This window comes from Erwinia sp. SLM-02, assembly GCF_037450285.1.
Classification (GTDB): Bacteria; Pseudomonadota; Gammaproteobacteria; order Enterobacterales; family Enterobacteriaceae; genus Erwinia.
In genome coordinates, this window is record NZ_JAQISN010000002.1 from 119,295 (window position 1) to 140,754 (window position 21,460).

Annotated in this window: 15 protein-coding genes; 5 read left to right on the top strand and 10 right to left on the bottom strand. The window is 55.0% G+C overall.

The features are described from left to right. Positions 1-134: 134 nt before the first annotated feature. On the bottom strand, positions 135-2,381 hold the full coding sequence (gene ptsP, locus PGH32_RS13815) for a phosphoenolpyruvate--protein phosphotransferase (protein ID WP_314425943.1): 2,247 nt from the start codon (positions 2,379-2,381) through the stop codon (positions 135-137). 12 nt (positions 2,382-2,393) lie between these two features. Next, on the bottom strand, positions 2,394-2,921 hold the full coding sequence (gene rppH / locus PGH32_RS13820; protein WP_314425942.1) for an RNA pyrophosphohydrolase: 528 nt from the start codon (positions 2,919-2,921) through the stop codon (positions 2,394-2,396). A 684-nt stretch (positions 2,922-3,605) separates the two neighbouring features. On the opposite strand from rppH, the gene mutH reads away from it, so the two are divergent. The 3 genes from mutH to PGH32_RS13835 all read left to right on the top strand — a co-directional run bounded on the left by mutH (position 3,606) and on the right by PGH32_RS13835 (position 5,913). Continuing rightward, positions 3,606-4,292, top strand: a complete 687-nt coding sequence (gene mutH / locus PGH32_RS13825; protein ID WP_337894334.1) for a DNA mismatch repair endonuclease MutH — start codon at positions 3,606-3,608, stop codon at positions 4,290-4,292. A 144-nt stretch (positions 4,293-4,436) separates the two neighbouring features. Next, complete coding sequence (locus PGH32_RS13830) at positions 4,437-4,652, top strand: YgdI/YgdR family lipoprotein (protein WP_314425936.1); 216 nt, start codon at positions 4,437-4,439, stop codon at positions 4,650-4,652. Positions 4,653-4,872: 220 nt separating this feature from the next. Next, complete coding sequence (locus PGH32_RS13835) at positions 4,873-5,913, top strand: NADP(H)-dependent aldo-keto reductase (protein ID WP_314425934.1); 1,041 nt, start codon at positions 4,873-4,875, stop codon at positions 5,911-5,913. Between the two features lie 142 nt (positions 5,914-6,055). Here the strand turns inward: PGH32_RS13835 and lplT are convergent, their stop codons facing one another. Together lplT and aas are read right to left on the bottom strand one after the other, a co-directional pair. Next, entirely contained in the window at positions 6,056-7,273 is a 1,218-nt protein-coding gene (lplT, locus tag PGH32_RS13840) for a lysophospholipid transporter LplT (RefSeq protein ID WP_337894335.1), read from the bottom strand. Beyond that, on the bottom strand, positions 7,266-9,392 hold the full coding sequence (aas, locus tag PGH32_RS13845) for a bifunctional acyl-ACP--phospholipid O-acyltransferase/long-chain-fatty-acid--ACP ligase (RefSeq protein ID WP_337894336.1): 2,127 nt from the start codon (positions 9,390-9,392) through the stop codon (positions 7,266-7,268). Before aas ends, lplT begins: the two co-directional genes overlap by 8 nt. A gap of 342 nt (positions 9,393-9,734) precedes the next feature. On the opposite strand from aas, the gene PGH32_RS13850 reads away from it, so the two are divergent. Together PGH32_RS13850 and PGH32_RS13855 are read left to right on the top strand one after the other, a co-directional pair. Beyond that, positions 9,735-10,001 (top strand): hypothetical protein, encoded by a 267-nt coding sequence (locus PGH32_RS13850; RefSeq protein ID WP_314425928.1) that lies wholly within the window; start codon positions 9,735-9,737, stop codon positions 9,999-10,001. A gap of 173 nt (positions 10,002-10,174) precedes the next feature. Continuing rightward, positions 10,175-10,414, top strand: coding sequence for a hypothetical protein (locus PGH32_RS13855; protein WP_337894337.1), 240 nt, complete (start codon positions 10,175-10,177; stop codon positions 10,412-10,414). Between the two features lie 118 nt (positions 10,415-10,532). Here PGH32_RS13855 and PGH32_RS13860 read toward each other — a convergent pair whose 3' ends face one another. The 6 genes from PGH32_RS13860 to PGH32_RS13885 all read right to left on the bottom strand — a co-directional run bounded on the left by PGH32_RS13860 (position 10,533) and on the right by PGH32_RS13885 (position 21,395). Further along, positions 10,533-11,936 (bottom strand): efflux transporter outer membrane subunit, encoded by a 1,404-nt coding sequence (locus PGH32_RS13860; protein ID WP_443112780.1) that lies wholly within the window; start codon positions 11,934-11,936, stop codon positions 10,533-10,535. Next, positions 11,926-15,054 (bottom strand): efflux RND transporter permease subunit, encoded by a 3,129-nt coding sequence (locus tag PGH32_RS13865; protein ID WP_337894338.1) that lies wholly within the window; start codon positions 15,052-15,054, stop codon positions 11,926-11,928. The genes PGH32_RS13860 and PGH32_RS13865 overlap by 11 nt, the downstream gene beginning before the upstream one ends. A 9-nt stretch (positions 15,055-15,063) precedes the next feature. Next, positions 15,064-16,188: an efflux RND transporter periplasmic adaptor subunit gene (locus tag PGH32_RS13870; RefSeq protein WP_443112781.1), complete on the bottom strand. Its 1,125-nt coding sequence runs from the start codon at positions 16,186-16,188 to the stop codon at positions 15,064-15,066. Positions 16,189-16,383: 195 nt separating this feature from the next. After that, the gene (locus PGH32_RS13875; RefSeq protein ID WP_314425923.1) at positions 16,384-16,572 is read right to left on the bottom strand and encodes a toxin-antitoxin system HicB family antitoxin; all 189 of its coding nucleotides are present in this window, start codon (positions 16,570-16,572) and stop codon (positions 16,384-16,386) included. Positions 16,573-17,011: 439 nt separating this feature from the next. After that, complete coding sequence (locus tag PGH32_RS13880; protein WP_337894339.1) at positions 17,012-18,727, bottom strand: penicillin-binding transpeptidase domain-containing protein; 1,716 nt, start codon at positions 18,725-18,727, stop codon at positions 17,012-17,014. A gap of 394 nt (positions 18,728-19,121) precedes the next feature. Then, the gene (locus tag PGH32_RS13885; protein WP_314425918.1) at positions 19,122-21,395 is read right to left on the bottom strand and encodes a molybdopterin guanine dinucleotide-containing S/N-oxide reductase; all 2,274 of its coding nucleotides are present in this window, start codon (positions 21,393-21,395) and stop codon (positions 19,122-19,124) included. Between the last annotated feature and the right edge of the window lie 65 nt (positions 21,396-21,460).

Below are 21,460 nucleotides of genomic sequence, written 5' to 3' on the forward strand. Positions count from 1 at the left end.
GTCCTGACGAGCAGGCGACGGAATATAGAGATGCGTGCGCACGCGGCGCCTGCCTGAGGCTGCGCATCATAGCATAACGTGAATTATTACGGCCCGGCGCAACTGTAAACTTTGTTAAGTACCGGGCCTGGTGTTTATTTTCCGCCCCGAATCAGGCCGCCCAGCCCTCTGCGCTCCATAAACGCGGCAATCAGGTGGCGCACGTCGCTGGTGTGAGGCGCTTCCAGACCGCGCAGTGCGAGTTCCTGAGCTTCTTCCCTGTCGATATGGCGCAGTAAATACTTTACGCGCGCTACGTTACGACCGTTCATGCTGAGGTGGTAATAGCCCATGCCAATCAGCATCACCACGCACATTGGATCGCCTGCCATTTCACCGCACAGGCACAGCTCGACGCCCGCGCGCGCCGCTTCCTGGCCGATACTGTGCAGGGCGCGCAGTACGGCCGGATGCAGGCTGTCGTAAAGGCTGGCCACCCGGGTATTGTTGCGATCCACCGCCAGCAGATACTGGGTCAGATCGTTCGTCCCCACCGAGACAAAATCCACGCGATCCCGCAGGTGGCTGAGCATAAAGATCATCGAGGGGACTTCGATCATCACCCCCAGACGCGGCCGCGGGATTGTATAGCCCAGCATTTCCTCGACCTCGCGCCCCGCTCTGTCGATCAGACGACGCGCCTCATCGATTTCATCCAGGCTGGTAATCATCGGCAGCAGGATGCTGAGATTACTGCTGGCAACGTTCGCCCGCAGCATCGCGCGCAGCTGGACGAGAAAGATCTCGGGCTGATCGAGCGTCAGGCGAATGCCCCGCCATCCCAGCGAGGGGTTTTCTTCACTAATCGGCATATACGGCAGCTGCTTGTCTGCACCGATATCGAGCGTGCGCAGCGTGACCGGCTTGTCGAGAAACAGCTGTAGCATCCCCTGATACTGGGCAACCTGCTCTTCTTCCGAAGGAAAACCACTCTGCAACATAAACGGAATTTCGGTACGGTACAGGCCCACGCCGTCGACCCGGCTGCCGAGAGTATGCTCATGCTCGGCGCTCAGGCCGGCATTCAGCATCACCTTGACCTGTTCTCCGCTTTTTAAGGCGCCGGGCTGCTCAACCAGATCCTCCGCCAGCTGGCTTAACTCGTTTTCTTCGCTGATAAGCCGCTGATACTCCTGTACCAGCACCGGCTCCGGATCGACCAGCAGCTCACCGCGATAACCATCAACGATAAGCAGACGGCCCTTCATCAGGTCCGGCTGAATATCAGCGCCCATCACCGTTGGAATACCCATGGCGCGAACCATAATCGCCGCATGGGAGTTCGCGGCGCCGTCGCGCACAACGACGCCCGCCAGCCGCTCATGCGGCAGCTCTGCCAGGGTTGTCGCCGTCAGCTCGTCGGCCACCAGAACAAAACGTTCCGGCCAGGTATTGGTCCCCTGAACGGTATCGTCGAGGTGAAACAGCAGGCGCTGGCCCAGCACGCGCAAATCACCGGCACGCTCGCGCAGGTAGCTGTCCTGCAGGCTGGCAAACTGCGCGGCAAACTTCTCAATGACCTTTTTTACCGCCCACTCGGCCACGGAGCCGGCATCAATTTCGGCCAGCAGATCTTTCTTCAGCCGCGCATCGCTGAGCAGGTGGGAATAGAGGTCGAAAATGGCCGCGCTTTCTTTGTGCATACTGGCGGTAAAGCGCTTACTGTAACGGCGGAATTCATTTGATGCTTCGGCCATCGCCAGCGCCAGCCGTTCGCGTTCGCGCACCGAATCCAGCGTTGAAGCCGCGGAAACCTGATCCAGTGAAGGCTGTGAAGAATCGACCCAGCCTTCAGCCACCGCCACGCCGGGAGCCGCCGCCAGCGCCTTAATGCGCGTCTGCCGGTACTGCCCGAACAGAACATTAAGCTGCGACTGAGAAAGGATCGCCGCCATTTGCGTGGCGAGCGTGACCAGGAAGGACTCTTCGCTCTCATCAAACTGGCGGTGTTCGCGCTGCTGAACGACCAGCACGCCCTGGAGCTGGCGACGGCTGATAATGGGTACGCCCAGAAACGAACGAAAACGCTCTTCTTTTACGGAGGGGATAAACTTAAAGCTGGGGTGCTTTTGCGCATCGGCAAGGTTAATGGGTTCAGCAAGGCGACCCACCAGTCCGACGATGCCCTCATCAAATGCCAGGGCGACAGTACGCCCACGCGGCTTTTTCAGCCCACGCGTAGCCATAAGGTAGTAGCAGCGACGTTCATGATCGGCCAGGTAGACTGAGCAAACCTCGATATCCATGGCCAGACAAATTTCGTTAACCAGAATATCCAGCGCCTCGGTAAGCCGGGGCGCTGCCGCCACTTTCTCAACTATTTCGCGTAGTTGTGTGAGCATAATCTACGTGGCTTAACCTCTCTTCCTTCGAAAGCCTTGCGTATTTCTCTGTGTGGTATTTTCCTGCAGGGGCATAACGACACCGGCAAACTCTTTCATCACGCGGCGATAAACATCACGTTTAAAAGAGACGACCTGGCGCACCGGATACCAGAAGCTGACCCAGCGCCAGCCGTCAAATTCCGGCGTACTGCTGGTTTGCATATTGATATCCGCGTCATTGCACATCAGCTGCAGAAGAAACCACTTCTGTTTTTGGCCGATACAAACCGGCTTTGTGTCCCAACGCACCAAACGTTTTGGCAATTTATATCGTAACCAGTTACGGGTGGATGCCAGGATGCGAACATCCTTACGGCTCAAACCGACTTCCTCGAAAAGTTCGCGGTACATCGCCTGTTCCGCCGTCTCGCCAGGATTAATCCCTCCCTGAGGAAACTGCCAGGAGTGTTGGCCATAGCGCCTTGCCCACACAACCTGTCCCTGCCTGTTACAAATTACGATACCAACATTCGGGCGGTAGCCATCATCATCGATCACCGGACTACCTCAAACTAAAACTGGATGTTCTGATTGTTTCACACTCCTTAAAGGCGGTAAACCACTGGTTTTGGCCCGAGAGTTCGCGCGTAACTGGGATAACTCATCCCGTAAGGCAAAGTTATAAACAGAAACCGGGGTAAAAAGGCGATCTTATTCACGTTTTCTGTGGATAGCTTTGTGCAGAACTCTGTTAACAGGTGGGGAAAACTTTCAGCGGCGCTTAAAGCCCCTTTCTAAAAAAAATAAATAACTCTATATTAATCATCATCTTTATCGCATTTTTTACGCTAATCCCAGCCCTGTCATGCTGTTGTCACAGCCGGGCACTTAGCAACTGGTGAAAGATCGAGCACCTTAAAGCTTATCCACAGAATATGTTGATTAGTTGGGCGAGAAAGGGGCTAAAGTTGCCAAATTCCCCTGCGTCAAGGCTGTAAATCGAAACAGTATTATATTTAAAAGCGAGTTATCCCATTTTTCTGTGGATAACTACGTATAAGATCCTGTTCATTGTCGGTGACAAGCCGGGTAAAACTTGCGGAAGGGTCAGCAGGCCGGGTCTTCCTGGACGATAAAAAACATGATTTATCATGCTATTATTAGGCTTACCCCCAGAAACAGCGTGATGCGACAGTACGCTAAAATCAAACGGTTATTTTTTACACAGATCTGGATATCACAATGACAGGCGATCCCTTCCTTGTTCCCCCTCCCGCCGACGAAACCGAACTGATGGCCAGAGCCGACGCGCTCGCCGGCTATACGCTGGGTGAACTTGCCCGACGAATAGACCTCCCGATCCCGCGCGATCTGAAACGAGACAAAGGATGGGTCGGGATGCTGCTGGAACGTTATCTTGGAGCCAGCGCGGGCAGTAAACCCGAACAGGATTTCGCTGAGATTGGCGTAGAGCTCAAAACGATTCCCGTCGATGCCGCAGGCCGCCCGCTGGAAACGACTTTTGTGTGTGTTGCTCCCCTGACCGGCAACAGTGGCGTCACCTGGCAGAACAGTCACGTTCGCCACAAGCTTGAACGCGTGCTGTGGATACCGGTTGAAGGCGATCGTGCTATTCCGCTGGCAGAGCGCCACGTCGGCGCGCCGCTGCTGTGGAGCCCGAATGAGGAAGAGGAGCTTCAGCTCCAGCGCGACTGGGAGGAGCTGATGGACATGATTGTGCTGGGTCAGGTTGAGCAGATTACCGCCCGCCACGGCGAGGTGCTGCAGCTCCGCCCCAAGGCGGCAAACAGTAAAGCGTTAACCCAGGGGATTGGTCGTCATGGGCAGCCCATCATGACCCTGCCGCGCGGTTTTTATCTGAAGAAAACCTTCACGACGGCGCTGCTCTCACGTCATTTTTTACTGTAATTTCCGTTTGAATTGCGGGAAATGACTGAAAAGTCAATAATACGCGCCAGCGATCGTCCATTTTCAGACTGATGAAATTATCACTACAGGGAAAATAGTTTATTACTACACTCAACACAGTAATAAACGTTAAGGGAGACAGGTATGAAGTGGATGTTAAGTATTGCGGTGGTGGGCATGGCTTTACTGCTCGGCGGCTGCAGTAGCGATTACGTCATGGCAACCAAAGACGGTAAAATGATCATGACAGAGGGGAAACCCAGCATCGATAAAGAAACCGGACTGGTGAAATACGTTGATGAATCCGGCCATGAAATACAGATTAACGGTGATGAAATCTCCTCCATCGTTGAGCGCTAATCGCAGATTTGCCATCTGGCTCTGATATTTCAGATGGCAAACGATATGCTTTCCTCTCTCTCACGGGTAATCCCCCTTCCCCCTCTCGCGTCTGACGGTTATAGTCGAAAACCGGGTTCTGATTCTGTCAGCGCAGACGTCGCAGTCTATTGCCAGGATCCCCTGTTGCGGACGCAGCTGATGTCCCTGACCTTTTAATAATGAAAAAAGGAAGCCTGCTATGCATTATCACCGTATCCCCCACAGCACACTTGAAGTCAGTTCTCTTGGCCTGGGTACCATGACGTTCGGGGAACAAAATAGCGAAGCCGACGCCCATGCTCAGCTCGATTTGGCGCTCAGCCGCGGCATTAACCTGATAGACACAGCAGAAATGTATCCGGTGCCGCCACGCCCGGAAACCCAGGGCCTGACAGAAAAATACATTGGCAGCTGGCTGAAAGCGCGCGGCTGTCGTGACAAAATTGTACTGGCGTCAAAAGTTGCCGGCCCGGTTCGCGGGGCTGATGCTTCTATCCGACCGAATCAGGCGCTGGATCGTAAGAATATTCGTGAAGCGCTGGATGCCAGCCTGAAAAGACTGAACACGGACTATATCGATTTATACCAGCTGCACTGGCCTCAACGTCAGACCAACTATTTCGGCAAGCTGAATTATCAGTACACCGATAACACCGCGCCGGTGACGCTACTGGAAACGCTGGAAGCGCTGACCGAGCAGGTGCGCGCCGGGAAAATCCGTTACATCGGCGTATCCAACGAAACGCCATGGGGCGTGATGCGCTACCTGCAGCTGGCGGAAAAACATGAGCTACCGCGTATCGTCAGCATTCAGAACCCCTACAGCCTGTTGAACCGCAGCTTTGAACTGGGGCTGGCGGAAATCAGCCAGCATGAGGGCGTGGAACTGCTGGCTTATTCCAGCCTGGCATTCGGTACGCTGAGCGGAAAATATCTGAATGGCGCGAAGCCGGCGGGTGCGCGCAATACGCTGTTCAGCCGCTTTACGCGCTACAGCGGTGAGCAGGCGCAGCTGGCAATCGGTGAATATGTTGCGCTGGCACAGCGCCACGGGCTGGATCCCTCGCAAATGGCACTGGCATTTGTCCGCCAGCAGCCATTTGTTGCCAGCACGCTGCTGGGCGCAACAACGCTGGAACAGCTCACCATCAATATCGACAGCTACGATCTGACGCTCGATGCAGAGATCGTCGACGAGCTGGAAGCAATTCATCGCCGTTATACTTATCCGGCGCCGTAATAAATCTGCACAAGTGTGTGCGGGGCCAGTCGGCCCCGCACATCCGCACATCCGCACATCAGCACATCAGCACATCAGCACATCAGCACATCACCACATCACCACATCACCACATCACCACATCATCATCGCAACACAGCAGTCATGGCGCAGCAACGGCCTTACGTTTCTGCGCCAGCTGCCAGCCCCAGAGCACGGCGATGGCCAACGCGAACAGGGCACCGAACCCCACCCCGGTTGGCACCGGCGGCGCTCCCAGTTTAATCGCCAGGGAATAAAGCCCCAGCATCACCAGCATCGCCGTATTTTCACCCAGGTTCTGCACCGCAATCGCGTTGCCCGCCCCCACGGTCTGCTTTCCGCGCATTTGCAGCAGCGCATTCAGCGGCACCACGAAGAAACCACCCAGCATGCCGATAATCGCCAGCAGCACGTAGGCGTGTAACGCCGTATGCTGAAGTGAGAAAGCCACCACGGCAACGCCGATCAATACGCCGGCAGGCATACAGCGCCCGACGGTTTTCAACGTAACCAGCTTCGCGGCGGCGGCAGCACCAAATACAATGCCCACGGCAACCATCGCATTCAGCATCGTCGGGGTTTTGTTATCGGTAATGCCCAGCGCCACCGGCACCCACAGCACCAGCAGGAAGCGCAGCGTGACCCCGGCTCCCCAGAACAGGCTGGTGCCCACCAGCGAGAAGCGGGTTTCGCCATCGCGCCACAGCACACGGCAGGCACGGAAGAAGCTGGCGGACATGGCGGCAGGCCGCCACGATTGCCCGCTGCGGGCGGCGGCCAGTTTCGGGATCATCAGGTTAGCAACCACGGCAAGCGCATAGGCTCCTACGCAGGCCAGCAGCGCGCTGGTCAGGTTGAGGTCGGCAAGATAGCCCCCCGCTACGGACCCAAGCAGAATCGCGGCAATGGTTGATGACTCCATCAGGCCGTTGGCTTTAACCAGCGTTTCACCGTCGGTCAGCTCACCGAGAATGCCATACTTCGCCGGAGAATAGGCCGCGGCGCCAATGCCGACCAGGCCGTAGCCGAGGAACGGATCCAGCCCCACGCAAATCGTCAGTGCACCCAGCAGCTTCAGGCCGTTGGCAAACATCATTACCCGGCCCTTGGCAAAACTGTCGGCCACCTGGCCCACAAAAGGGGCCAGAATGATGTAAGTGGCAACAAATACCATCTGTAACACCGGCTGGCTCCAGTCGGGATACACCAGCTGCTTCAGCACCGCCAGGGTGGCGAACAGCAGGGCATTATCGCCAAACGCGGAGAGAAACTGGGCGGCAATCACCGCCATCATTCCCTTCGACATTAACGGCTTTGTTCCGGCAGTCGGGCTATTCATGAGTTTCCTCTGGCCGCTCGGCCATTTCGCGCAGGGTAACAAAATCCGGTTTTCCGCTGCCCAGCATCGGTAGCTGTTTCAGCACCCGAATATCACGCGGGACGGCCAGCTCAGGGCTGCCCAGCTCCCGCGCCGCGCGCTGGAGCTTTTCGCGCGTCAGCTCGCTATCCGTCGTAAACAGCACCAGCGCTTCACCGCGATTGCCGTCCGGCCTCATGGTGGCCGCATGCTGCTTCTCATCCGAGGCCTTCAGCGCGATCAGCTCTACGCTTTCCAGCGATACCATTTCACCGGCGATTTTGGCAAAGCGCTTCACCCGCCCCTGGATCTGACAGAAGCCCGCCTCGTCGAAGCGGACGATATCACCGGTGTCGTACCAGCCGTTTTCCATCCGGCCTTCACCGTTATCTGCCTGCGGCGCTTCAAGAACCCCAGGACGCTCGACGCGCAGATATCCCTTCATGATATTCGGACCACAGAGCTGCAGCAGCCCGCCCTCTTCTATGCCCGGTACGGAGATCAGGCGAGAATCCATCCCCGGCAGGATGCGGCCCACGGTATGCGATCTCGCCGCCATGGGCACGTTGATAGCCACCACCGGCGCGCACTCGGTCACGCCGTACCCCTCAAGAATTCGAATGCCAAACTTCTCGAACCAGGCATCACGCGTGCTCTGCTGCAGTTTCTCAGCGCCGGCGACGACATAGCGCAGGCGGGCAAAATCATACGGCTGCGCAAAGCGGGCATAGTTACCGAGGAACGTTGAGGTACCAAACAGAACGGTGCAGTTACGATCGTAGACCAGTTCCGGCACGATGCGATAATGCAGCGGGCTGGGATAGAGGAACACCTGAGCGCCGGTCATCAGTGGCGTAAACAGCCCTACGGTCAGGCCAAAGGCGTGGAACAGCGGCAGGGCCGACATAAAGCGATCGCGCGGAGTAAAGTCGGCAATCGTGCGGATCTGCTCTACGTTCGCCAGCAGGCTTTTATGGGAGTGGACCACGCCCTTAGGATGGCCTTCAGAACCGGAGGTGAACAGGACCATCGCGGCATCTTCAGGCTGCTGCTTCACTTCTGCCAGTGAAGGTATCAGCAACCGGCTGAGGATCCACAGTTTGTCCTTCAGGGTGACCGTGTCTTTCAGATCCTCAAGGAATATCCACTTCACGCCCGGGATCCCTTCCGGCAGGTGCCACAGTTTGCCTTTATCAAGGAACTGTCGAGAGGTAAAGACGGTTTGTACCTGCGCCGCCGTCAGCGCGCTGGTTAGCCCCTTCACACCGGCGGTGTAGTTCAACATGGCAGGGATACGACCGCGCAGGGTGGCCCCGAGGATGGCCGCCGCGGTGACGGTGGCGTTGGGCAGCAACAGGCCAACATATTCGCCCTGCCGGGTGTAACGCTGCAGGATCCTGCCAACCCCTAACGATTTTTTCAGCAGGCTGGTGTAGCTGTCCGGTTTAAAGTTCACGTCTTCAATACAGGGCTTAAAGTAGCCGTAACGCACACGTGCCGCGAGAAAAGCCTGATAAAGGGTCTGGCGTGGACGAACCGCCATCCTTGCTTCCATCATAATGTGGTGCAGATGCTCACCTGCCAGTCGTCGACGGTCGCGGGCACGGGGGGCGTCCGGCATCGGTATTGTTGTGGCGGGTAAGACGGTAAGCGATATTTTTGGAAACAAACGGCGCTTGAATACCCCGGCCAGGCGGCCAAACGGCGTATATTCGGCACCTTCAATGCGCACCGGCACCACCGTCGCCTGCGATTTGGCCGCGACAAAACCTGCACCGTCATAAATTTTCATTAATGAACCGGTAACGGTGATCCGCCCCTCCGGGAAGATCACCACCGGGCGTCCTTGAGCAATCAGCTTCACCAGATGCTTAATCGACATGGGCTTGGTCGGGTCGAGCGGAACAAAATCAATAAAGCGGCTCAGCCAGCGCATATACCACTGTTCGCTGATTGAAGAATAAACGGCAAACACCGGTTTAACCGGCAGAAAAACGGCCAGCAGTACCCCATCAAGGAAGGACATGTGGTTCGGGGTGATTAACACCTTCTGTTGGTATAACCCCGAGAGGTCGCCCGTTAGTTGGGTCCGAAAGATCATTCGGAACAGTAATTTAAGCAAATTGATCAAGTTGCCGGCTCCGTGCAGGTTTCAAGTTGAGTGTAACAATGCAAGATATGGCAGCGTAACTCAACAAGTAACATGAAATCGATGCATGACTCCTGGAAGTTTCACCGTGCAAAGCTGTCAAAAAAAAGAATCAAACACCCCAGCCAAATAAAACAACAGGGGCCAGAAATTAATAAATAGCCCAATAAACTCCAGGAAAAACATAAAGGTATTATGATTAAAAAAACCTTTACTTACTTTCATAAGCAGCGATAAGATTAATTTGCTGCCACGCAGCAAAAATCAAAGGAATATTTAACAAGGAGATTTAAAATGAAAGAACTATATCAGAATGAAATGAATAATGTATCCGGTGCGGGTACGGGTGCTGGCGAAATTGACTGGTATCAGGCCACTAACTACGCCAATTATGAAAACTTTGGTGATTATTTGCAGTTCATGCAGGATCATCATATGAAAGCACTTGGCCTTGTTGATGTTCAAACCGATCTGCCAGTCAGAGGCTTAATGCCCGCATTTAATAAATGGTGTACTAGCCAGGGTTTATCAACAGAAGAAATGGCAAAAAACTACCTATAATGCAGTTAAACCTTGCCAGCAGCAGGTTCAATGCTGCCGATCTTTCGGAGATGGCAACACAACCTCTACTCACTCTGGCAGTAAAAAACCGCGACATAATTGATTACTATTAATACAGCAATCAAATAGCATGGATATATGCGGCCTTAAATGCAGCTAAAAAAGGGAATTAAATGAAAACATTAAACCAGCAACAAATGGATCACGTTTCAGGCGCAGGTTCAGAAGGAATCGGCTCAATAAACTACAAAGACTATGATAATTTCACAGACTATCTGATCTCTATGAAAAATAATAACATGGACGCATTAAGCGTTAACGTTCCAGGTTTGCGTTCCGCTTACCAAAACTGGTGCAAGGAGAATAGAGTCAGTGCTTGTTATACGGCATTAAAAAATGGCTGGCGCTATTAATTCCTGACCGATAGTAAAGACCCGGCTTATCTTAACGGATAAGCCGGGTCTTTTTTATCCTTCATCCTCAGGGAGATTCAGATATATATACGTTGGCGACTGAGGCCCGATATATTCATCATGACTTCCACCCCCCACCTAACGCTTTATAAAGCATGACCTGCTGGGTCAACTGGCCGAGCCGGGTTGTAATCAGCAGCTGCTGCGCACTGTATAGCGAGCGTTGCGCGACCAGAACATTGAGAAAATTATCCACGCCTTCACGATAACGAACGTTGGCTAAATCATAGTTTTTCTGACTGGCCAGTTCATCCAGCTGGCGTGCATTAAGCTCATCCTGATAAGTTTCCTGCCCGGCGAGAGCATCCCCTACCTCTTTAAATGCCGTCTGGATTGTTTTCTCATAGTCCGCAATTTCAATCCGTTTCTGCAATTTAGCAATATTCAGATTGGCAACATTCTGCCCACCGCGAAAAACAGGTAAATCCAGGGAAGGACTGACCGCCCACGCCGCAGTACCACCGGAAAGAAGATCGCTCAGTCTGCCTGATGTTGAGCCTCCCATGGCGGTCAGGCTGATACTGGGAAAAAATGCCGCTCGCGCTGCGCCAATATTTGCGTTCGCGGCTTTAAGCGTATGCTCCGCCGCAATAATATCCGGGCGGTTAGTCAGCAGGTCGGAGGGCAAACCGGCCGGTGTTGCGGGGAAATGCCACGTTTTTTGCACGCTGGCATTAGCCATCAGGCTGGCCGGCAAATCACGCCCAACCAGCAGCATCAGCGCGTTGGTATCCTGTCGAACCTGGCGACTGTAGGTGGCAACATCAGCCTGAGCAGTCCGTACCAGCGTTTCTGCCTGCACCAGATCCTGCTCGCTGCTGACGCCACCGTCATAGCTGCGTTTTGTCAGATCGTACGACTTTTGCTGGCTTTCCGCCGTATCACTTGCCAGATGGAGCAATTCATTATCGGCACACAGTGACAGGTAGCTCACGGCAACCTGTGAAATGAGGCTAATTCGCGCTGCGCGCTGTGTTGCATCCATGGCAAGATAGCGCTCAAGGGCACTGTGGCTCATGCTGCGCAGTCGGCCAAAGAAATCCAGCTCCCATGCGGTCACGCCAAAATTGGCGTCAAACTGATGATAAGTCACGCCGCCGCCGGGCCGGGTATTATAAAGATTGCCCGGCATATGGGCCGCCGTTTCACCCGCGTTGAGATCGACGGAGGGGAACAGCGCAGAACGGGAAACGGTAACCTGAGAGCGTGCCACTTCCACATTCAGCGCCGCAACCCGCAGATCGCGGTTATTTTTGAGCGCCAGTGAGATCAGCTGATGCATCATGGGTTCGGTGAAAAAATTCTGCCAGCGAATATCAGCACCGTTTCCCGCCAGATGTGGCCCCTGCTGGACAAAGCCGCTGTCCACCGGCAGCGACGGACGCTGATAATCAGGCTCCATGGTACAACCCACCAGCACCAGTACCGGAAGCAGCCCGATAGTTAAGGGTTTATGCATCATGGTTCTGCTCCTTTTGCTGATTTTTTTTCCTGGCGGAGAAAAACTGCGATACCACAACGTAAAACATCGGGACAAAGTAAATCGCCAGGAAAGTTGCGGTCAGCATACCGCCGACTACCGCAGTCCCGATTGAATGCTGGCTCCCTGCGCCTGCACCATTTGAGATGGTCAACGGCATCACACCGAGCACAAATGCCATTGACGTCATGATGATGGGGCGGATACGCAGCTTGGCGGCCTCCATCGCGGCATCAACCAGCGACATCCCGTCTTTTTCGTGCAGGTCTTTGGCAAATTCGACGATCAGAATCGCATTTTTTGCCGCCAGCCCCACGGTGGTCAGTAGCCCTACCTGGAAGAAAACATCGTTTTGCAGCCCACGCAGCAGCACGGCCATGACCGTACCGAGTACGCCAAGTGGCACAACCAGAATCACCGAGAACGGGATTGACCAGCTTTCGTATAAAGCCGCAAGGCAGAGGAAAACAACGATAAGTGATATTGTGTACAACGCTGGGGTTTGCGAACCGGACATTTGCTCCTCATACGAGAGCCCGTGCCAGTCAACGATAAACCCTGCCGGCAGTTTGGCGGCAATCTCCTTAACGGCTTTCACCGCATCCCCGGAGCTGTAGCCTGCCCCCGGCGACCCCATAATTTCAACCGCAGAAATGCCGTTAAAACGCTCATAGCGAGGAGAACCGTACTGCCACTCCCCTCGCCCAAACGCGGAAAACGGTACCATCGTTCCGCTACTGTTGCGGAAGTACCATTTATTTAAATCTTCCGGCGTCACGCGCGATCCGGCATTCCCCTGCACGTAGACCTTCTTCACGCGACCGTTGTAGGTGAACTGATTGATATAGCTCGACCCCCAGGCGATCGAGAGCGTATCGTTGATATCGCCAAGGCTGATGCCCAGTGCGCGGGCGCGTTCATCATCAATGATGAGATGGTATTGCGGTTCATCTTCCATACCATTGGGTCGGGTCGCAAACAGGCGCTTGTCTTTAGCGGCCATCGCCAGGAACTTATTACGTGCCGCCATCAGCGCCGCATGGCCTTTGTTCTGCGAATCCTGCAGGAAAAAGTCAAAGCCGGTAGCGTTACCTAATTCCATTACGGCAGGTGGGACCAGCGCATACACCTTCGCTCCTTTCAGGTTGGCAAAGTGCGCCATCGTGCGGGCGGCGAGTTTCTGTACGGACTGATCGCTGTTACGCTCGCTCCACGGTTTCAGCAGTACGAACGACATCGCCGTATTTTCACCGCGGCCAGAGAAGCTAAAACCGTTAGGTGAAAACACCGACAAAACTTCAGGCTCATTTTTCAGTAACCAGTCCTCAATTTCATTGATGACCTGCTGGGTACGATCCGTTGAAGCATTACTGGGCAGCGTGATCTGCATCATCATCACGCCCTGATCTTCATCAGGAAGAAATGAGGTGGGGACGCGCGTAAAAAGCACGCCGGTCAGGATAACCATCCCCAGATAGACCAGCAGGAAGAATTTACGGCGGGTAATAACTTTGCTCACGCTTTGGGTATATTTTATCGTGCCGGAATCAAATTTACGGTTGAACCAGCCCGCCAGCCCTTTCGCTTTATGATCTGAAGACGCGGGTTTTAACAACGTCGCGCACAGCGCGGGCGTGAAGATCATCGCCATTAATACAGAGAGCACCATCGCAGACACAATGGTGATGGAGAACTGGCGATAGATAACCCCGGTTGAACCGGCGAAGAATGCCATCGGCAGCAGCACCGCTGACAGCACCATGGCGATACCGAAAAGCGCGCCCTGAATCTGCTCCATCGATTTGATAGTGGCATTTTTCGGGTCAAGCCCCTCTTCATGCATTACGCGCTCAACGTTTTCGACCACGACGATTGCGTCATCCACCAGCAGACCTATGGCCAGCACCATACCAAACATCGTCAGCGTATTAATGGTATAGCCACAGGCGGCGAGAATGCCGAAGGTCCCCAACAGCACAACCGGCACCACCATCGTCGTAATCAGCGTGGCGCGCAGATTCTGCAGGAAGATCAGCATGACAATAAAGACCAGCCCAATGGCCTCGAAAAGCGTTTTCACCACCTCTTCAATCGAGGCGCTGACCACCGGCGAGGTATCATAAGGGTACTTCACCACCACGCCCGGAGGGAGGGAGGCTTTAATACCGTCTACCGTGGCTCGAACTCCGTCAATGGCGTCCAGTACGTTCGCGCCGCTGGCCAGGCGAAGAGCAATACCGGCGGAAGGCTTGCCGTTATAGGTTGCGGAGATGCTGTAATCCTGCGGGCCAAGATCGATACTGCCGACATCGCGCAGACGAACCTGTGAACCATCGGGGTTAACCTTAAGCAGGATATTTTCAAACTGAGAGACTTTCTGTAAGCGGGTCTTCCCGATGACCGTCGCACTGAATTTTGCCCCGGCAACGGTCGGCAAGCCGGCCAGTTTACCGCTCGAGACCTGAACGTTTTGCTTAGCGATCGCGCTGGATATATCACTTGGAATCAGCTGATACTGATACAGTTTGGCCGGGTCCAGCCAGACGCGCATACCGTATTCTGACCCCATCACGATAAAGTCACCCACGCCTTTAGTACGTGCGATCGCATCCTGTAGTTTCGACACCAGCAGATCGGCCAGGTCACCATTACTCATCTGACCGCTGTTGGCTATCAGGCTGACCACCAGCATAAAATTAGCCTGGTATTTACGGACGTTGATCCCCTGTTTCACCACTTCATCGGGCAGCTGTGACTCTGCTAAAGAGACTTTGTTCTGCACCTGAACCTGGGCGATATCCGGATCGGTTCCCTGATCGAACGTCACGATAATCGTGGCGCTGCCGTCGCTGTTACTTTGCGATTCAATGTAGCGCAGGTTATCGATACCATTCAGCTGCTGTTCGATGACCTGCACTGCGGTATTTTGTGCCGTTTCAGCACTGGCCCCCGGATAAACGATCTGCACTGAAATCGCGGGTGGTGAGATATTCGGGTACTGGTTAATAGGGAGAGTGAAAATGGCCATTCCCCCAATAAGCATCACCAGAATCGCCACCACCCAGGCAAAAATGGGGCGTTCAATAAAAAACTTAGACATCGTGAATCCTTACTGAGCAGAAGGGTCTGCAGTGGTTAAATTGACTTTTGCCATCACAACGGGCTGATGTTCTTTCGCTATGACCTTGCTTCCGTCATGCACCAGCTGCAGCCCGTCGACGATCACCCGATCGCCGGGTTTAAGCCCTTCCGTCACCAGCCACTGGCTCTTCACCATTTCTCCGGTCTTAATGTCCTGCTGGATCACCGTATTCTCGGCACTGACCTTAAAGACATAAGGACGGCCCTTATTGTCGTGCATGATCGCTTCCTGAGGAGCCAGCAGCCCCTTGTGGGAAACGCCCTGAGGAAGAATGGCATGGACAAACATTCCGGGGAGCAGCTCCCGGTCGGGGTTAGGAAACGATGCCCGCATGGTGATGCTGCCGGTGGTCTCATCAACCGTGACTTCAGAAAACTCTAACCGTCCCTTTTGGGCATAGTTTGAGCCATCTTCCAGCGCGAGCTTCACGGCGGCGGCATTTTCCCCCACCGTCTGTAGCCTGCCCTCGGCCAGTGCACGCCGCTGGCGAATCAGAGCCAGTGACGATTCACTGACGTCCACATAGATGGGATCCAACTGCTGAATAGTGGTGAGGTAATTGGCCTGTCCGTTGGTCACCAGAGCGCCTTCCGTATACAGCGAGCGGCCAATACGCCCGGTAATCGGTGCCCGAACGTTGGTATAGTTGAGGTTAACCTGCGCTACTTCTAAATCTGCTTTCGCCTGTTTTTCCGCGGCAACCGCATCGTCATAGCTTTGCTTACTGATGGCTCTGGCTGCGACAAGGGGCCTGTAGCGAACGGCCAGCCGGTGGGCGTTCTCAAATGTTGCCAGCGCTCTGTCGTAGGTGGCTTTATAGCTGGCAGGGTCGATCAGATACAGCGGCTGCCCGACCTTCACATCGCTGCCTTCAGTAAACAGGCGTTTCAAAATAATCCCGCTAACCTGCGGACGGACCTCTGCCGTTCTGACCGCCGTTGTACGACCCGGTAACTGGGTGAAGAGCGTCACGGAATCACTTTTTAATGTGGTCACGCCGACATCCGCCGGTTTAATCGTGGTGACGGTGCTTCCCCGATCGCAGGCGGTAAGCATAAGAACTAAACAAAGGGGAAAGATCCTTGTTTCCATAATTTAATCTCTTGTGATAACTTTGAAATAATAACGAGAGTGATTACTCTCAAAAAGCAAAAGCAGATTCCAATGAAGAGCGAAACATCATCAGAGGCACATTTTGCTGCACGCGTTCTCAAAATCTTCTAGCTGCATCAGAAACCGCGCACCCGGCCTGCCGTGAATCTGACGGTACCTTCAGAACGATCTCTGTCAGCCTCTGGGCTCAATTCCCCGCCGGCGCAACTCTCGTCGGGCCAGTTCCTTCAGCCAGCAGGCAAGCGTAATGTTGTCATCATCGGTTAACGACTTTATCTGAGCATGAAGCTCAGGATTTATGCGCATCTGAAATGCTGCAGAGCGTCCACCGACTTTAGGCGTCCTGTCTTTAAGCTTCGGCATATCAATCAGCTCCCTCGAAATGAGAACGCCCCCTGCAGCGCTACCAACACCATCAAGGGGCTGACACGACTGACGGAATGCAAGCCAGCCGTGCTTGGGGCAGCTTAGCTCTGATGCAATAATTTCTTTGGTGGATTAAGGGGAAAGATGTGAATAAATTATGGAAAGTTGTGAGCGTTTTTAAGGATTGAAACAAAACGTAAAACACCGGGAGCGCAGGTAAAAAAAAACCCACGCATCCGCGTGGGTTGGTGCAACTGAACAGGGTGCAGTCCGCCGGGAGCAGACTGTATTCACACCAATCAATACCTCTGGGACTGCCATTGTCACCAGAAGGCGATCCTGAAACCAGCAAACAAACGCAAATGAATGGCGCTAAATGAAACCAGTCATGATCGTTCGCTCATTTCTTTACATACTGAACAAACAGCCTTTTTTCTCAGCCAGGATTGTAAAGCGCATCCGGCGCGATATTCATATGTTTGAGCACCGGGCCAATGATATTGCCAAATACCGGAGCCGCCACCGAGCCACCAAAGTGATCGCCGGCGGTGGGATGGTTGATCATAATCACCAGCGCCACCTGCGGATTACTGGCGGGAGCCACCCCGGCGGTATAGTTGATGTAACCACCGTCGTATTTGCCGCTATCGCCCATTTTTTCCGCCGTACCGGTTTTAATCGCCAGCCGGTAGCCCGGAACCGCCGCCCGCACCCCACTGCCGCCGGGCAGTGCATCGCTCTCCATCATATGCACCACCGTCCTGACCGTATCTTCATCGGCCACCCGCGTCCCCAGCACCGGCGGAGTCACTTTGGTGATCGACAGAGGGCGATAAATACCGAAGGAACCCAGCGTGGCGTATTCGCGGGCAATCTGCAGCGGCGTGACGCGCAGCCCGTAGCCGAAGGAGAACGTAGCACGTTCGATATCCGCCCAGCGCTGGCGATGCAGCGGGAAATAGCCGACGCTTTCCCCGGTCAGCCCCAGGCCGGTCGGTTTACCCAGGCCAAAGGACCGATAGGTGTTCACCAGCACCTCCGCCGGCATCGCCAGCGCGATATGCGACACGCCGATATCACTCGATTTCTGCAGGATGCCGGTCATCGTTAACCGCGACCAGTGGCCAACATCGCGGATCAGGTGGCCGTTAACGCGATAAGGCGTGGTATCCAGCACCGAGTCTGGCCGCACCAGCTTGCGGATCAGCCCTTCCATCACCACCAGCGGTTTTACCGTTGACCCCGGCTCGTAGCTGTCATTGATGGCCGTGTTACGCATCTGCGCCGGTGACACCTTGGCGAAGTTGTTGGGGTTAAAGGAGGGATAGGAGGCCATACCGAGGATCTCCCCGGTATCGATCTTAATCAGCACCGCCGCGCCGGAGTCGGCCTTATTCAGCAGCACGCCATCGCGCAGCTTGCTGTAAAGCGTGTACTGGTCAAACTTATCAATACTCAGCTGTACCGTCGGCGGCTGCTGGGGTGGCTCATAGTTAATCATTGCCACGATATTACCGTTGGCATCCTGGCGGTACTTCTCCACCCCGGGCGTACCCTGCAGGACTTTATCGAAGCCCTTCTCCAGCCCGGTCAGCCCGTTACTGTCAGCCCCAACGATACCGATCAGCGGCGCGGTAGCCTCGCTCATAGGATAAAAACGGCTGTCGTCATAGACCGTTGAGATGCCTGTCAGATGAAGTTTGGAGATATCTTTAGCAATACCCAGCTCGACTTTGCGCCCCAGATAGAGGAAACGACGATTCGGGTTGGCATTGATTTGCGCCGCGATCTCCTCCGGCCGCTGCTCCAGCGCATTGGCAAGATAGGCCCATTTGTCGCTGGTGAAATCAGGATGTGCTTCCAGCACGCGCTGCGGGTCGGCAATGACATCGCGCGACGGCACGCTCAGCGCCAGCGCTTCCCCGTTTCTGTCCTGCAGAGTTCCACGGTTAGTCGGCAGCGTCACCGTGCGCAGCGAGCGCTCATCCGCCTCTTTTTCCAGCATCGGATGATTAATCAACTGCAGGTCGGCCACCCGCGCCAGCAGAACGCCGAGGCAGGTCAGCACGCCCACGCAGACAAGGCGGAACCGTATAGGATTAAACGTCGGGGCCGGCTGGGATTTCGCCAGCGATCTTTTCAAGGGAGGCATGTATTTTCCAGTACAGGGTGCGTGATAACTCTCTGGCGTTTATACAAAAAATGATTCGGAGTTAACAGGCAAACAGTGTTTCAGATCGTGATTGACCCGGGAGACAAGAGGCAGCAGCAGAGCAAGAAAAAAGATGATAATAATCAGTAAATTGTAAGGAAATTCTTAGATAGCAGGCAAAAAAAACCTGCGCATCTGCGCAGGTTGGTGAAACAAAGCGATAAATACTTTTTGATGTTCACCCATCAATACCTCTGGGATCTGAACTGTAGCAATCCCCCGCATCCGGTCGCTACTCAGGAATCGCAACAGTTACCCGCAAAATGTAACCAGCTATGTGATTTGTAGGGGTTTTAGCAATGTATCGCCAACATTTCCGCTCCCCCTCGCTCCGTCAGACCGTCTCCACCATTTTTCGAATCTCGACCAGACAGCTCATGGCGTTTGGCCCCTGGGTCAGGGACGAGGTGCCGATATCCAGCGTCAGTACGTTTGGATTACCGGCACGATCGTAGGGACGCCATGCTTTACCAAAGCCCGGATCGAACCAGGCGCCGGTGGAAATCAGCACCACATTCTGGCTGACGCCTTCGGTCAGACGCACGCCCGCCTGAATGCAGCCGCGATCGTTACTGACCTCAATGACGTTGCCGTCGCTGATACCGCGCTGCGCGGCATCCAGCGGATGCATCCACAGCGTTTCGCGCCCGGCGGTTTTGTTAGCCTGTACCGTTGGCGTGGCATCCAGCTGGCTGTGTAAACGGTCACCGGGCTGAATCGAAATCATATGCAGCGGGAAACGCTGTTTGATTTCCGACCCCAGCCACTCGGCCGGCTCGCGCCATTCGGGATGCGGACCGAAATCAGCCAGCTGGTAGCCTTCAATCGTTTCCGAAAACAGTTCAATTTTACCGCTGGCGGTTTTGATCGGACTGGCTACCGGGTCCGCGCGGAAATCGGCCATAAAGACCCAGTCGTCCTTCGGCAGCGGGATCTCCACGTGCCCTTCCTGCCAGAATGTTTCAAATTCCGGGAAGTCGATACCCTTGTGATGGTGGGCCACGGCGCAGCGCTGATAGAGATGCTTAATCCACTCCATCTCATTGCGGTTTTCGGTAAAGGTGTCGCGATAGCCCAGCCGCTCTGCCAGATCGGCAAAGATATCAAAGTCGTTACGCGCCTGATGCTGCGGTGCAACGGCCTGATGCATCGCCAGCACGAAGCGATCCTTGGACGACCCGCCGATATCATTACGCTCCAGGGTGGTGGTCACCGGCAGAACGATATCCGCCATCTGCGCCGCTGGGGTCCAGACGATATCCTGCACTATCACCGTATCCGGGCGCTGCCAGCCCTCAACCAGCCGGTTGAGCTGCTGATGGTGGTGGAACGGATTGCCGCCCGCCCAGTGGATCAGATGAATATCGGGGTAGGTATGCGTTTCCCCCTGGAAGGTGTATTCCTCGCCCGGATGGAGCAGCATGTCGCTGATGCGGGCAACCGGTATCGCCCGGTGCGCAATCGGGTTAACGCCGGTGGACATCAGCGGAGACGGGCCTTCAATACGCGGATTGCCGACGCTGTTCATTGAGCCGTGGCCGAACGAGAAACCCGCCCCCGGCAGGCCCGGTTGCCCCAGCATGGACGACAGCGCAATCATCATCCAGTACGGCTGCTCGCCGCGATGGGCGCGCTGAACGGAGTAGGAGCAGGTAATAAAGCTGCGCTTGCCGCACAGCTGCTGCGCCAGCAGCGCGATGCGTGCAGCCGGAATACCGGTAATCTCGCTGGCCCACTGCGGCGTTTTCGGCTGACCGTCGCTTTCACCCAGCAAATAACGTTTAAGCTGCGGATAGCCCACGCAGTGGGACTGCAGGAAGGCGTTATCCACCGCGCCCAGCCGCTCAATTTCAAATCCTAACGCCAGCATCAGCGCCACGTCGGTGTTCGGGCGGATCGGGATCCACTCGGCATTAACGAACGCCGGGCAGTCATCGCGCATCGGGCTGATGTTGATAACCGGCGTGCCTTTTGCCGCCAGCTGCTGCAACGCGGGTTTCAGGCTGTGCTCCCCTGCCCCACCGGAGGCTACCTGCGCATTTTTCAGCGCCAGCCCGCCAAAAGCGATAAAAATCTCACAGTGTTTGACCACATCAGGCCAGTCGGTCACGCGACCGGTGAGCGGCATATAGGTACCGATCACATAAGGTAAAAAGAACTGGGCGGCCCCCCAGCTGTAGTTGCCCTGCTGGTCAATACCGCCGCCGCCGAGGTTATAGAAACGGCGCACCAGCGTGCGGGCATGGTTAACGCGCCCCGCCGATGACCAGCCGTAAGAACCGTCGAAGATCCCGCTGGCACCGTAGCGGTCCCGCACCCGGCGGTTTTCTTCAGCCACCAGGTCAAGTGCAGTTTCCCAGTCCACGGCGACGAAGTCCTCACGCCCGCGCAGGGTACGATCGCTTTTCTCACGCGACTTCAGCCACGAGCGGCGCACCATCGGCTGACGAATACGCTTATCCGAATAGACCAGTTCCGGAATGGTGTTGAGCATCGGCGACGGATCCTGGTCAGCGAAGAACGGGTCACAGCGCAGCAGTTTGCCATTTTCAACAACGGCACTGAAGGCTCCCCAGTGGGCAAGGTGAGGGAATTTTTTTAACGTCATTAGCGGATCCGGCCATGGTGTCGGTTTTCTGGAAACTCAGAATAGCATCGCTCATTAACGGAGTG

Bases quoted from the DNA above. Each gene is read 5' to 3' on its own strand.
- PGH32_RS13865 (WP_337894338.1), bottom strand. From the start codon at position 15,054: ATGTCTAAGTTTTTTATTGAACGCCCCATTTTTGCCTGGGTGGTGGCG.
- lplT (WP_337894335.1), bottom strand. From the start codon at position 7,273: ATGAATAGCCCGACTGCCGGAACAAAGCCGTTAATGTCGAAGGGAATG.
- PGH32_RS13855 (WP_337894337.1), top strand. From the start codon at position 10,175: ATGAAAACATTAAACCAGCAACAAATGGATCACGTTTCAGGCGCAGGT.
- PGH32_RS13830 (WP_314425936.1), top strand. From the start codon at position 4,437: ATGAAGTGGATGTTAAGTATTGCGGTGGTGGGCATGGCTTTACTGCTC.
- PGH32_RS13880 (WP_337894339.1), bottom strand. From the start codon at position 18,727: ATGCCTCCCTTGAAAAGATCGCTGGCGAAATCCCAGCCGGCCCCGACG.
- PGH32_RS13850 (WP_314425928.1), top strand. From the start codon at position 9,735: ATGAAAGAACTATATCAGAATGAAATGAATAATGTATCCGGTGCGGGT.
- mutH (WP_337894334.1), top strand. From the start codon at position 3,606: ATGACAGGCGATCCCTTCCTTGTTCCCCCTCCCGCCGACGAAACCGAA.
- ptsP (WP_314425943.1), bottom strand. From the start codon at position 2,381: ATGCTCACACAACTACGCGAAATAGTTGAGAAAGTGGCGGCAGCGCCC.
- PGH32_RS13885 (WP_314425918.1), bottom strand. From the start codon at position 21,395: ATGACGTTAAAAAAATTCCCTCACCTTGCCCACTGGGGAGCCTTCAGT.
- PGH32_RS13835 (WP_314425934.1), top strand. From the start codon at position 4,873: ATGCATTATCACCGTATCCCCCACAGCACACTTGAAGTCAGTTCTCTT.
- PGH32_RS13860 (WP_443112780.1), bottom strand. From the start codon at position 11,936: ATGATGCATAAACCCTTAACTATCGGGCTGCTTCCGGTACTGGTGCTG.
- PGH32_RS13870 (WP_443112781.1), bottom strand. From the start codon at position 16,188: ATGGAAACAAGGATCTTTCCCCTTTGTTTAGTTCTTATGCTTACCGCC.
- PGH32_RS13875 (WP_314425923.1), bottom strand. From the start codon at position 16,572: ATGCCGAAGCTTAAAGACAGGACGCCTAAAGTCGGTGGACGCTCTGCA.
- aas (WP_337894336.1), bottom strand. From the start codon at position 9,392: ATGATCTTTCGGACCCAACTAACGGGCGACCTCTCGGGGTTATACCAA.